Source organism: Desulfosarcina sp. (assembly GCF_046496365.1).
Taxonomy (GTDB): Bacteria; Desulfobacterota; Desulfobacteria; order Desulfobacterales; family Desulfosarcinaceae; genus Desulfosarcina.
This window is the reverse complement of the sequence record NZ_JAWOHB010000091.1, coordinates 1-11,937: the sequence shown is the minus strand read 5'-3', so window position 1 is coordinate 11,937 and position 11,937 is coordinate 1. Positions and strand designations below refer to the sequence as shown.

General features: G+C 57.5%; 17 protein-coding genes. 11 read left to right on the top strand and 6 right to left on the bottom strand.

Annotated features, from left to right (window positions below; all coding sequences use genetic code 11):
- From R6V78_RS07400 to R6V78_RS07355, 10 genes are all read left to right on the top strand, one after another.
- Positions 1-259, top strand: a 259-nt coding sequence (locus tag R6V78_RS07400; RefSeq protein ID WP_410288699.1) for a hypothetical protein, incomplete at its 5' end; no start/stop codon positions are given.
- A gap of 103 nt (positions 260-362) precedes the next feature.
- Positions 363-509 carry a hypothetical protein gene (locus R6V78_RS07395; RefSeq protein WP_410288698.1) on the top strand — a complete coding sequence of 49 codons (147 nt, stop codon included), beginning with the start codon at positions 363-365 and terminating at the stop codon, positions 507-509.
- A gap of 21 nt (positions 510-530) precedes the next feature.
- Positions 531-2,765 carry a chemotaxis protein CheA gene (locus tag R6V78_RS07390; protein WP_410288697.1) on the top strand — a complete coding sequence of 745 codons (2,235 nt, stop codon included), beginning with the start codon at positions 531-533 and terminating at the stop codon, positions 2,763-2,765.
- An 89-nt stretch (positions 2,766-2,854) separates the two neighbouring features.
- The gene (locus tag R6V78_RS07385; protein WP_410288696.1) at positions 2,855-3,334 is read left to right on the top strand and encodes a chemotaxis protein CheD; all 480 of its coding nucleotides are present in this window, start codon (positions 2,855-2,857) and stop codon (positions 3,332-3,334) included.
- Positions 3,331-4,206 (top strand): HDOD domain-containing protein, encoded by an 876-nt coding sequence (locus R6V78_RS07380; RefSeq protein WP_410288695.1) that lies wholly within the window; start codon positions 3,331-3,333, stop codon positions 4,204-4,206. Before R6V78_RS07385 ends, R6V78_RS07380 begins: the two co-directional genes overlap by 4 nt.
- Before the next feature lie 32 nt (positions 4,207-4,238).
- A complete protein-coding gene (locus R6V78_RS07375) occupies positions 4,239-4,667 on the top strand; it encodes a response regulator (RefSeq protein ID WP_410288694.1) in 429 nt (142 codons plus the stop codon).
- Positions 4,621-5,091: a chemotaxis protein CheX gene (locus R6V78_RS07370; RefSeq protein WP_410288693.1), complete on the top strand. Its 471-nt coding sequence runs from the start codon at positions 4,621-4,623 to the stop codon at positions 5,089-5,091. Before R6V78_RS07375 ends, R6V78_RS07370 begins: the two co-directional genes overlap by 47 nt.
- Positions 5,092-5,164: 73 nt before the next feature.
- On the top strand, positions 5,165-6,211 hold the full coding sequence (locus tag R6V78_RS07365; protein ID WP_410288692.1) for a chemotaxis response regulator protein-glutamate methylesterase: 1,047 nt from the start codon (positions 5,165-5,167) through the stop codon (positions 6,209-6,211).
- Positions 6,212-6,347: 136 nt separating this feature from the next.
- Positions 6,348-7,124 (top strand): CheR family methyltransferase, encoded by a 777-nt coding sequence (locus R6V78_RS07360; RefSeq protein ID WP_410288691.1) that lies wholly within the window; start codon positions 6,348-6,350, stop codon positions 7,122-7,124.
- An 11-nt stretch (positions 7,125-7,135) separates the two neighbouring features.
- Positions 7,136-7,528, top strand: a complete 393-nt coding sequence (locus R6V78_RS07355) for a response regulator (RefSeq protein WP_410288690.1) — start codon at positions 7,136-7,138, stop codon at positions 7,526-7,528.
- A gap of 251 nt (positions 7,529-7,779) precedes the next feature.
- Here R6V78_RS07355 and R6V78_RS07350 read toward each other — a convergent pair whose 3' ends face one another.
- From R6V78_RS07350 to R6V78_RS07335, 4 genes are all read right to left on the bottom strand, one after another.
- Positions 7,780-8,670: an acyltransferase gene (locus R6V78_RS07350; RefSeq protein WP_410288689.1), complete on the bottom strand. Its 891-nt coding sequence runs from the start codon at positions 8,668-8,670 to the stop codon at positions 7,780-7,782.
- Between the two features lie 178 nt (positions 8,671-8,848).
- Positions 8,849-9,100 carry a hypothetical protein gene (locus R6V78_RS07345; protein WP_410288688.1) on the bottom strand — a complete coding sequence of 84 codons (252 nt, stop codon included), beginning with the start codon at positions 9,098-9,100 and terminating at the stop codon, positions 8,849-8,851.
- A gap of 54 nt (positions 9,101-9,154) precedes the next feature.
- Entirely contained in the window at positions 9,155-9,871 is a 717-nt protein-coding gene (locus tag R6V78_RS07340; RefSeq protein ID WP_410288687.1) for a spermidine synthase, read from the bottom strand.
- 164 nt (positions 9,872-10,035) lie between these two features.
- Positions 10,036-10,428 (bottom strand): hypothetical protein, encoded by a 393-nt coding sequence (locus tag R6V78_RS07335; RefSeq protein WP_410288686.1) that lies wholly within the window; start codon positions 10,426-10,428, stop codon positions 10,036-10,038.
- Positions 10,429-10,810: 382 nt separating this feature from the next.
- On the opposite strand from R6V78_RS07335, the gene R6V78_RS07330 reads away from it, so the two are divergent.
- Positions 10,811-11,260, top strand: a complete 450-nt coding sequence (locus R6V78_RS07330; protein ID WP_410288685.1) for a hypothetical protein — start codon at positions 10,811-10,813, stop codon at positions 11,258-11,260.
- A gap of 59 nt (positions 11,261-11,319) precedes the next feature.
- Here the strand turns inward: R6V78_RS07330 and R6V78_RS07325 are convergent, their stop codons facing one another.
- Positions 11,320-11,646 carry a ComEC/Rec2 family competence protein gene (locus R6V78_RS07325; RefSeq protein WP_410288684.1) on the bottom strand — a complete coding sequence of 109 codons (327 nt, stop codon included), beginning with the start codon at positions 11,644-11,646 and terminating at the stop codon, positions 11,320-11,322.
- Positions 11,630-11,937, bottom strand: a 308-nt coding sequence (locus R6V78_RS07320) for a hypothetical protein (RefSeq protein ID WP_410288683.1), incomplete at its 5' end; no start/stop codon positions are given. The genes R6V78_RS07320 and R6V78_RS07325, both read right to left, overlap by 17 nt.

Sequence of the window (11,937 nt, the reverse complement as noted above, 5' to 3'; positions counted from 1 at the left end):
GAAGGTCTTCGTGGCCGAACTGGTGGCCATGGTGGGATCGTCGTCCAACGGCAACGGCGCCAATGGCAACGCTAAACCAGTCGCCCAACGCCGGCGCACCCAGTTGCATCACACCTCGCCACACCTGCCCGCGCATGCCGGCAACGGCGGCAAGGCCAAAGGCAATCGCAAGGCCAAAGCCGAGATGCCCGCCGGGGCCGTGCATAAAACCGACTCCGAAGCCATGATCCCCCTGGATCGCGACTTCGCGGATTTTTAACCATGGCTGACCGTGGCCCGACTCGGTGGTTCTCCCCCTTTGCCAGTGCGGTGGGGGGAGAACCCAACCAATTCACCCCGACCACGCTGCGGCGTGCCGGAAAATGAACCAGAAAACAATTCCATGTGCCGATGATGACCAAAGCTCTCAATATCGTGGAACCGGATTGGACGACTGCTTCAAGATGCCCGCCGATATGAAGCTTCTTGAAGAAGCGGCCGCAGCCGCATTTGAAAAACAAAATCGCTGAAAAAAAGATAGGACGACGCCCATGACCGACCGACTGGAAGCGATCAACGCGCATATCGAAGCCCTCTGTCTGGCGCTGGTGACCATGGATGGCGAAGACATCCCGGTCATGGGCCAGATGCTCAATCGCCTGGTCGCGCTCAAGGACGATGCCCAAACGCTGGCATGGCCGGAATTCGGGGCGCTGGTGGATGCGCTGGCCGATTATCTGGAACGCGTGGTCTTGCGTGAAGTCAGCGACCTGATCCCCTTTGAAAGCGGACTCGACCATTTACAAACGATGTTCCGAACGCTGGCCGACGGGAACCCGGGCCTGGATCTGACCCCGGTGCTGACGAAACTGGGAATTCTGCCCTCGGATGCCCATGGCGAAAGCGTCTCCCCTGCCCCATCCCCGGGAGCCGAGGCAGCCACCTTCCAAAAAAGCGCCCAAAGCACCTGCAAAAATCCGGAGGAGGCTTTCAGCTGCCCGGATGCGGCCATGGACGAAGAGGACCGTGACATCGTCTCCGGGTTCATCGTCGAATCCTTGGAGAGCCTGGAAACCGTCGAGGTCAGTTTGATCGATCTGGAACAGGATGCCTCGGAACCGGAGAGCATCAACGCCATCTTCCGGGCGTTTCACACCATCAAGGGCGTTTCCAGCTTCCTGGGATTCATGCGCATCAACCACCTGGCCCACCGCGCCGAAAACCTGCTGGAGAAGATCAGAAGCGGAGAACTTGAGGCCAACGGCGATATCATCGATGTGATTCTGGATTCGGTGGACCTGCTCAAACGGATGGTCCAGGGGGTCCAGGCGGGCATGCAAAGCGGCGGCCTGCTGGATATCGGACTGGACATATCCGCAGTCGTCAAGCGCATCGAAGCGGTTCAGGAGCCGGATGCGGCCTTTAACCAACCGGTGGGCGCAATCCTGGTAAAAAAAGGGGACCTCACCCCGCAAAAACTGGAGGCGGCCCTGGAACGGCAACGCACCGAGCCGGGAAAAAAGATTGGCCAGATCCTCATCGAAGAAGGTGCCACCGGTTCCCGGCAGGTCTCCGCCGCCTTGAGAGATCAAAAAAAGGGCGCCGGCCAGCGCATGGACTTGCAGGTCAAGGTCGACGCCCAGAAGCTGGACAGCCTGGTGGATCTGACCGGCGAACTGGTCATCGCCCAGTCCATGCTGCGGCAGCACCCCTATATGCTCAATTCAGGCGACCAGCGGCTGATCCACACCCTGGGCCAGTTGAACCAGATCACCTCCAGCCTGCAGACCATGACCATGTCCCTGCGCATGGTCCCGATCAAAAACACGTTCCAGAAGATGCTGCGGCTGGTGCGGGACCTTTCCAAAAATTCAGGCAAGCAGGTGCAATTGCGCATGTCCGGTGAGGAGACAGAGATCGACCGCAACGTGGTCGACGACCTCTACGAACCCATGGTGCACATGATCCGCAACTCCATGGACCACGGCCTGGAGACGCCCGCGGAGCGGCAGGCAGCGGGAAAGGATGCCACGGGAGCCATCCATTTAAAAGCCTACCACAAGGGGGGCAATATCGTCGTCGAAATCATCGATGACGGCCGGGGGCTCGACCGTGAACGCATCCTGGAAAAAGCCAGGGCCAATGGACTGATTGACGACGACAACCGGTTGAACGATGCGGAAATCAACAATCTGATTTTCCAGCCCGGCTTCTCCACCGCCCGGGCGGTGACCGAGATCTCCGGCCGCGGGGTAGGCATGGATGTGGTCAAAAAAGCCATCGAGCGCCTGCGGGGCCGCGTGGACATTCAGACCACGGCCGGGCGGGGATCCACCTTCTGCATCAGCCTGCCGCTGACCCTGGCCATCATCGAAGGCATGCTGGTGCGCGTCGGCAAGGAGCGGTATGTGATTCCGGCCCTGTCCATCATCGAATCCTTCCGGCCGACCGCCGAGCATTGCTCCACGGTGGCGTGCAAGGGAGAGATGATCCTCTCCCGAGGCGGACTGATCCCCCTGATCCGGTTGGAGACCATTTTTGGCGCCCCATCGGATGCCCGGCACCCCTGGGAAGGGCTGGTGGTAACGGTGGAGTACGACGGCCGGCGCATGGGGCTGCTGCTCGACGAACTGCTGGGCAAGGAGGAAGTGGTGATCAAGAACATGGGCGAGGCGCTGAAAAAAGTACGCGGCATCACCGGCGGCGCCATACTGGGCGATGGCCGGGTGGGGCTGATCCTGGATATGGCCGGCATATGGGAGCTGGCCATGGATCCAGCATCATGACGGCTTCGTGAAGAACCGCCATTCGTAATTTTCCCGCCGCTGCGGGAATTGACAAGCACAATCACTGCCCGGGGGAAGCGCGATCACTCATGAATATCGTCGTCGGTGTATCGGATATGAAGGCCAGCAATGACCCGCAAGGGACGTTGATCACCTATTCGCTGGGGTCGTGCATCGGCATCGCCATCCACGATCCCCTTGTCAAGGCCGGAGGACTGCTGCATTTCATGCTGCCGGAGTCCTCCCTGGACCCGAACAAGGCTGCGGCCCGACCTTTTATGTTTGCCGACACCGGCATTCCGCAGCTGTTCAAGGCCGTGTATGCATTGGGCGGAGAGAAACGGCGCATGCGCGTGATTGTCCTGGGCGGCTCGCAGGTGCTCGATCAGAAAGGGTTTTTCAACATCGGCAAACGCAATGAAATGGCCGTACGCAAGATTTTTCACCGCAACAATGTGGTGATCGATTATCAGGACACGGGTGGGAGTGCAAACCGAACCATTCGCCTGAATATCCAAAACGGTCAGACCCACATCAAGGTCTCTGGAGAGGGGGAGATCACCATATGACGGACATCAAAACCATCGCCCAGGGCATTGCCCGGCTCAAGCCGATTCCGCAGTCATTCCATCAGATCATGGCCCTGGCCCGGGACCCGGATGCCGACATGCCCCGGCTGGCCGAGGCGGTCTCGCGCGATCCGGTTCTGACCGCCAACCTGCTTAAAGACGCCAATTCGTCCTATTACGGACGCCCCGGGAAGTTCGAAACCGTCCATCAGGCCGTGGTCTTTCTGGGCACCGCCGAGGTGTTCAACCTGGTGCTGATGGCCGGTTGCCGGGACACGTTGAGCAGAGCGCAGGCGGCTTATGACCTTGACGTCGGAGGATTGTGGCGCTATTCGCTCTCTTCGGCCATGCTGGCCAGGGCGGTGGCCCTGAAAACCAACCTGGCCAACGCCCAACTGGTCTTCACCGTCGGTATGATCAAGGACATCGGCAAGGTCGTGCTCTCCCAATATGTGTCGGAAGCCTATGAGCAAATACGGGCCTTGGTGGACACGGGCGGGCACAGCTTCCGTGAGGCCGAAAAAGCGGTGTTGGGTATCGATCACGCTGAACTGGGGGCCATGGTGGCCCAGCTGTGGCGATTCAACCCCAAAATGGTGCAGATGGTCCGGCACCATCACCAGCCCCTGCTCTGTGAGGCGGCGACCCGGGAAACAGCCGCCGTCTATATGGGCGACCTGTTGTGCATGATGGTGGGCAGCGGCGTGGGCGCCGACGGGCTGGCTTATCGCTATCAACAGCCGGTGGTCGATCTATTGGGATTATCTCCTACGGACATTCAACTCCTGCTGGTCGACTTTGAGGGACAGATGGCGCGCATGGCAGAACTGTTCGACAGCGGCAACACGGTTGCGGCCGCACAGGAAAAATAGTGTGGCAACTCTAGTCAAATGGAGAAAGGAATATGGCATACAACATTCTCATCGTCGATGACTCCACACCCATGCGGGCCGTGATTAAAAAAGTGACCCGGGCTTCAGGCTTCGATATCGGCACCTTCTTTGAGGCCGCCAACGGTGCCGAGGCGTTGGCGGTGCTGGATGCAAACTGGATGGATCTGGTGTTGACCGATTACAACATGCCGGACATGGACGGCCTCACGCTGCTCAAAAAAATGAAGGCCGACGACTGCATGCAGACGGTTCCCGTGGTGATGGTGACCACCGAAGGCAGCCATGAACGCGTGGAGACCTTCATGGCGTGCGGCGCGGCGGCTTATATCAAAAAGCCCTTTACCCCCGAAGCGATCCGGCAGACGCTCAATACAATCCTGGGAGAACCCGAAGATGGACAAGAACCTGTTGCTGGAGGCAATGAAGGCCTCGATTTCTGAAGTGCTGGAGACCATGTTTTTCATGCCGGTTGATTTTGGACCGACCGACGAAAAGAGCGCTGAATCCATTGCAACCATTAACCCAGTCGCCGCCAGGCTGGAATTTAGCGGATCAGAGAAGGGCTGCTTCCACCTGCAGGTACCCGAAGCCCTGGCCCGGAACATTTCCGCTGATTTTATGGGCATCGATCCGACCCGACTCACCCGGGACGATGTCACCGGCACCGTCAATGAGATGATCAACATGCTGGCCGGCAATACCTTGAGCCATTACGACCCAACGGTGGCTTTCGATCTGAGCGTCCCGGAAAAGGTCCCGGCCGAAAAGCAGCCTCCCGAACGAACCGGCGCATCGGCCATGGTCCGGCTTCACATCCAGACGTTGGACAACCGCATGCTGTTGGCCGTCACGTTCAGGGAGTGATGGATTGGATTGTTGAAAAGCAGCCTAAACGATAGTGAAGTTTCAAACCAAGCAGCAGGGGGCGCATTGACAGATGGATAGAGATATTCGGGTGCTGATTGTCGACGATTCCGCAGTCGTGCGAAAAGTATTTACCGCAGCATTGTCGCGGACCAGAGGCATCGCGGTCGTCGGCACGGCACCGGACCCCTATGTCGCCCGCGACAAGATCGTCACCTTGCGGCCGGATGTGGTGACGCTGGACATCGAAATGCCGCGCATGGACGGCATTACCTTTCTGAAAAAACTGATGAAACATTACCCCATTCCGGTGATCATCGTCAGTTCGCTGACCCAGAAAGGGAGTCAAATGGCCCTGGAGGCCCTTTCGGCCGGTGCCCTGGAGGTCATTTCCAAACCCACGGCAGCCTACTCCGTGGGGGATATGGGCCTTCAGCTGGCAGACAAGATCCGGGCCGTGGCCCATGTCAATCTGAAGGCCCGCAACCTCAACCCGCCGCCGACCTCAGCCGCGCCCGCGCCAGCATCGTTTCTGGCCCATACCACCAATAAGATCATCGCCATCGGCGCCTCCACCGGCGGTACGGAAGCCATCCGGGCCGTGCTGGAAACCATGCCGCCCAATGTTCCGGGAATTGTCATCGTCCAACACATGCCGGCCAAATTCACCACCTCATTCGCCGAACGCTTGAATTCACTGAGCCAGATCCGTGTCAAGGAGGCGGCCGACGGCGATTCGGTGGTCAATGGCCAGGCCCTGCTGGCGCCGGGCAATTATCATATGCTGCTTCGTCACAGCGGCGCCCGCTATTACGTCGAAATCAAAAGCGGCCCCATGGTCCACCACCAGCGCCCGGCGGTGGATGTGCTCTTTCGATCGGTATCGAAAACCGCCGGCGCCAATGCCGTGGGGATCATCATGACCGGCATGGGCGCCGACGGCGCCGCGGGCCTCCTGGAAATGAAGCAGGCCGGTGCCCGCACCATCGCCCAGAATGAGGAAAGCTGTGTGGTCTTCGGCATGCCCAAGGAGGCCATCAAAAAAGGGGGCGTCGACAAGATCGTACCGCTGAGGGAAATCACCCGCTCCGCGCTGGCGATGGTGTGCATGCCCGCGTGATCCATGCAGCGTCGGTGTAATTGACCTGACCTTGGATGAATCGTTTCAGCAACAGCACGATGTGGCCCCATGCGCCAGTACGACATGGGCAACCGCGGTGCACTTAGGTTTGCACCCAAACTTGGAACTGTCAACGATGGATCACCAGCTCAAACATCTCACCAACCGCCAGTTCGATCGCTACTGCACGCTGGTTTACAGTGAATGCGGCATCAAGCTCAATGAAGAAAAACGGGCCCTGCTCAATGCGCGCATCGCCAAGCGCCTGCGCTCGCTGAATGTCTCGCCCGACCGGTACTACGATCAGGTGCTTCAAGACCCTGAAGAGATGGCCCGCTTCATCGACGCGGTCTCGACCAACCACACCTACTTTTTTCGGGAGTCCAACTCTTTCAAGTACGTGCAGGCGAATCGTCCGGAAATCTGGTGTGCAGCCTGTTCCAGCGGTGAGGAGCCCTATTCACTGGCCGCCCATTGCCTTGATCTGGGCGGGAGCCCATCCATCCTGGCCACGGACATATCGGATACCTGTCTTAACAAAGCGCGCCTGGGCATCTACGCGGACCAGTGCGTCAAACATATTCCAGCCCCCATTCTCAAGACTTACTTTCAGAAAGGTCTGAACGGATGGACCGGAACCGTGCGCGTCAGATCACGGCTGCGCCAATTGGTAACCTTTAAAAAATTCAACCTGCTCAAGGACCGGCTGCCTGATGAGACCTTTGACGTGATTTTCTGCCGCAACGTCATGATTTATTTCGACAGTGCAACCAAGGAGCAAGTGGTCGCCAGATTGGTCAGCGTACTAAAACCGAACGGTTACTTTATCATCGGGGGCGCCGAAAGCCTCAACGGGTTGAAACACGAACTGAGGTACATCGAGCCCAGCGTATATCTCAAAAAAGGTGCGTAAAAGGTGTTGCAATGAAAAAAATATTACTTATCGACGACGACCCACAGGTGAGAAATGTCATCCGTGTGATGCTTTCGAAACAGGGCTTTCAGGTTATCGAATCCGGAGACGGCAAAGCGGCTATCAGACTGTTGAAGACAGCGCCGGTGGACCTGGTCATCACAGACATCCTCATGCCGGGAAAGGACGGTCTTGATACCATCGAGGAATTAAGAGCGTTGCGGCCCGGGTTGATAATCATGGCGATATCTGGAGGCGGGCGCTATCTGGACTCCACATGCTGCCTCGACTCGGCCAAAATGGTGGGGGCGGATGCGATTCTGAATAAACCGGTGGCCATGCAAAGACTGCTGCAGACAATTAACGACCTTTTTGAAGCCGAGATCGTAGTCGAAACCGTTTAGCCCGCAGCACAGATTTTCGATAACCGCCAGATATTGGTTTTTTTACGGTGCCATCAAGGGTTGATGATGACAGGCCGGAATCATCGAGGGAGCTTATGGGCGTCGCGCCATCGAACCCTCCCCGCGGCAGGCCGCGGGGAGGGTTCCGCCTTTAACGGCGGTGCTGCGCAGCACCGTGAGGATGAAGATCGATTCCCCGTTCGCTCGCTACCCCCGCCGCGAGCGGCGAAAAATACCCTCGCTGTCGCGGTTCAACCGGCCAGCATGCGCTCCAGGTTGCGATCCTTTTCGTGCCACAAGCTGTTGAGCCAGTCCTGGAAATCCCTTTTGAATTGCGGATCCTGCAGGTAGTCCCCCATCATGTTGCTGTCGATGGGCAGCGTCTTCACCCTGACCTTGATCTCCTTGACCCGACCGCAGACAAAATCCCAGAAACTAGCCGCTCCCTGGGGATAGGCAATGGTCACATCCACGATCTGCTGAAGCTTGTCGCCCATGGTTGCAAGTACAAAGGCCATGCCCCCTGCCTTGGTGCGCAGCAGGTGGGTATACGGCGAGCGCTGGCGGGAGTGTTTCTCGCGGGTGAAACGGGTCCCCTCCACGAAGTTCATCACCGATACGGGAATATTCCTGAATTTATCGCAGGCCCGTTTGGTGATCTCAAGGTCTTTGCCGATCAGGTGGGGATTCTTTTTGAGGAATTGCCTGGAGTAGCGTTTCATAAAGGGAAAATCCAGCGCCCACCAAGCCTGCCCCAGGAGGGGAAGCCAGAACAACTCTTTTTTCAAAAAAAACTTTAGAAACGGTATTTTTCGGTAAAAGACATTTTGCAGCACCAGAATATCGACCCAGGATTGGTGGTTGGCCACCACCATGTACCAGCCTTTGGGATCGAGGTTGTCCAGGCCGCGTACATCCCAGCGGATACCGTTGAACAGCTTCTGGTTCAGGTTGTTAACGGCGATCCAGCCGTTGGCAATGGCCGTCAGCAGCCGGCGGCAGCCGGTCTGGATCGGTTTGACGGGCAGCAGCAGTTTGATCAGCGCGATAAAAAAAATAGGGATGCAGCAAATCACCGTATTGAGTCCATAAAACAGGATCGACAATACGCCGCGCAATCCATGAATCAGCGATTCAAACATATCCATCCTTCCGCAGTGCTTCGGGTCGGGCAGACAAAGAGGCCTGCTGCGGATAATAGTAATGAAAAGCGCACTGGGTGACAAGGAGGGTCCGCAGGGTTGACAAATGTTTTACAAAAACAAAGGCAATCACCTGCTTACAGGTCGGTCAGGCGGTGCTGCCATCCAGGCGTCATCGTCATTGCCGCCTTTTACGCTGCGGCCGGAGCCGGCCTTTGAGAAAACCGACCAGCAGGAGCACAAAAACCCAGCCGACGCTCAGCAGCAGCACCCAGGTCAGCCGGACCACCCAGACAATAAACTGTGCATTACCGAGGCTCAGGGCATACTCGGGCATCGGCAGAAACACAGCCACAGCCGAAGCCAGGATGAATGCCTTGGCTGCCAGTGTGACCCAACCGATAGGTTGCCTGGGGTGGGCCTGTGTCATCAGAAAGAATCCTGAAGGCTGCCGCATCGATCCAAAAGGGGCGGTCCGAAGGGTTCACCCGCGGCGTGCCACGTAAATTCCATTGGCGGACAGGGTCTGCAGCAACGGATTGTCAAATTGAACCCGATGACCCTCGGCACTTTCAAAAACCGTCGACAAACGGTCGAGAAACACCGTTTCCGGCGGTTCGTTTGACCAGAGTGCGAAGATGCCATGGGGTTTTAAAAAGGCTTTCAGCCGGTGCAGGCCGCCTTGCGAATAAAAGTCCCCATGCGTGCGGTGCAGCCAGCAATCCGGTGTGTGATCGATGTCAAGCAAAACGGCGTCAAAACACACACCGTCGACCTGTGGATCAAAACCGCCACTGCGAACCATAGCAAAAAAATCGCCGTGGTTGTAAACACAGCGGCCGTCGCGGGTGAGCATCTTTCCGTTGGGAACCAGACCGCGGCGGTGCCATTCGATAACCGGGGCCAGGGCTTCCACGATGACCAGCCGCTTCAACTGCTTGAATTTTAAAGCGGCTGCTGCCGTATAGCCCAGCCCGAGGCCGCCGACGACAACATCCCACCGTGCACCATCCAACCCACCCAAACCGAGTTCCGCAAGGGCCACTTCAGCGTCGTGAAACAGGCTCGACATGAGATAGTGGTCGCCGAGCTTGACCTCGTAGACCTCACGGCCATCGAGGGATAGCATGCGCCGCCGTTGAAGGACCAGTTCGCCCATGTGGGTCGTTTGAAAATCGAGTTCCTCGAAATTTGGGTTCATGGGCGCTGCTGTTTTTCCTGAATGCATGCTGCGGATGCCGCCGACACCACTTTTTCCGGTTGGGTTTCTGATGGGCGGCCAAGGCACCGGTTGTCATCCTGGTCACCGGCATCGCTCTGCCAGGTTCATTTTCAGGTATGCCGCCTTCAGCCGGACCACCTGTTTCATTTAGCAAACTTGATGGCCGACGCCGCCACAACCCCCCACACCCAGTTGTATATCAGGACCAACGCCGGCGTCCACATGCCCAGGTCCAGCCCGGCTACCCCTTTGTTGGCCTGGTAGGGGAAAATAAAAAAAAGTTGGACCGCTGTAGGCAACAGGCTCAGCAGCGTGCCCTTTAGGAGAAACCGCGATTTTAAAAATGGCAGCACGAACAGCAGCCCCCAGATGCCTCCCCAGACGATCCGCGGGTAGACCCATCCAGGGGTAAGCATCGGAGCAATGGACACGCCGGCCCAGCGGGCAATGCCCAGCTCTCCAAACTGCCACACCACGAGACTGTTGGCCAAAGCGCCCAGGCAGCCGGCCGAAAAGCAGATCAGCAGGGTTTTCATAACTGATTTATCCCTTTCTCTCGAGGAAGGTATGCAAAAATATACCCATCACCATCTCAAGGGTCAACCTGATCGATTGTCCGCATAAAGTCAATTGTCAAAAGCTGTGCCAACCCATCTGAACCGACAGCCTTCTGAAACATCCGGGCACCCTGCTCCCCAATCCGTTGCCAGGCATTTAAAGGTATCCAGCAGGCACACGAGAACTTTGTTTTCGGTTCGCAATGACACCGTAAGACAGCTGGGTGCCGAGGTTGACGGGATCTGACGTTGCTCCGATTGGCTGTTGCCAGGCAGGATACAAGCAGCTATGATAGCAATGACCCGGCAACATCGAATTCGTGCCGGCGATCGAATGTCCCGAATACCGGAGCTTGCATTCATGGCCCAATGGAATATGCCAGTTGAACCCGATGAATTGCTCTATGCCCTGAAGGTAGGCAATGCGGCAGCGCTGAACCAGATGCCGCTGAAACATACACCGGGGGCGGGATTGGAGGTCGTGGACGAGGAGACCGGACAGATCCAGACCATCCATTTTGCCGACCACGCCGTCAATCGCTTCGGGGTTGCTATCGCCCGGGAGTTTGACAATATGGGTTCCAAGTTTTTTTCACTGATGACCCGGATCGGGGCACTGATGCGCCTTCTGGAAGACGAGCGGGCAAAACCGTATGTAAAACTGGAAGGCGAGTTCACCAAAATCCGCAACGCCATGATTGAAACCATGGCGTCGTTTCCCATCTCCCCAGAGGGTTTTCTGGACGCGGACCTGTTTTTCAACCATCTTGAAAAAACCGGCAGAAAACATCTCCGGCAAACAGACCCGTAGTGCGTCCTTTGTTCAGCCGGCCCAACCGGGCATACCGTTCCGCCACCAGTCAGCCAGCTTCATCCATCACTATCCTGCCACCCGACCCCACCAAGGGTCAACCATTTATGCCTTTCACCCGCAACCGTTTGCAGATGAACCGTTTTTCCGTCTGAACGCATTGATATGGCACCATGGGTATGGGTACAAAAAATTCGGCAGCCGGCGGCCCGGTAGCGATCCATCACTTCGGCGTGAGGGAATCCGAAGCGATTGCCGACACCGGCGCTGACCACCACCACGTCCGGCTTGACCGCATCGACCAGGTCGGCGGAGCTGGATGACCGGGAACCGTGGTGGGGGGCAAAGAGAACGGTGCTGGCTATATCATCACCGGCCCGCTGCACCAGCTGCTGCTCCGCCCGGGCAGATAATTGCCAGGAAGGCGCATACGCCGATGATCAGGAAAAATGATGCCATCTGGATGGCAATGGTCTGGTCGTGGGCCTTGGAAGCCAGGAAAAGGGCCTCGTCCACCATTGATTGCGAATTAAACTTAAGGCGGCCCTGGATGTTCATGACGGCCTGGGCCTGGGACGAAGCGCCCTGTCGAAGGTGCGTGGAAAGGTCCTTGAAAGCCTCCTCTGAAAACGCCAGCGACTTGCTGATGTCTTCGAAAATCGCCCGGTCGCCGGGGC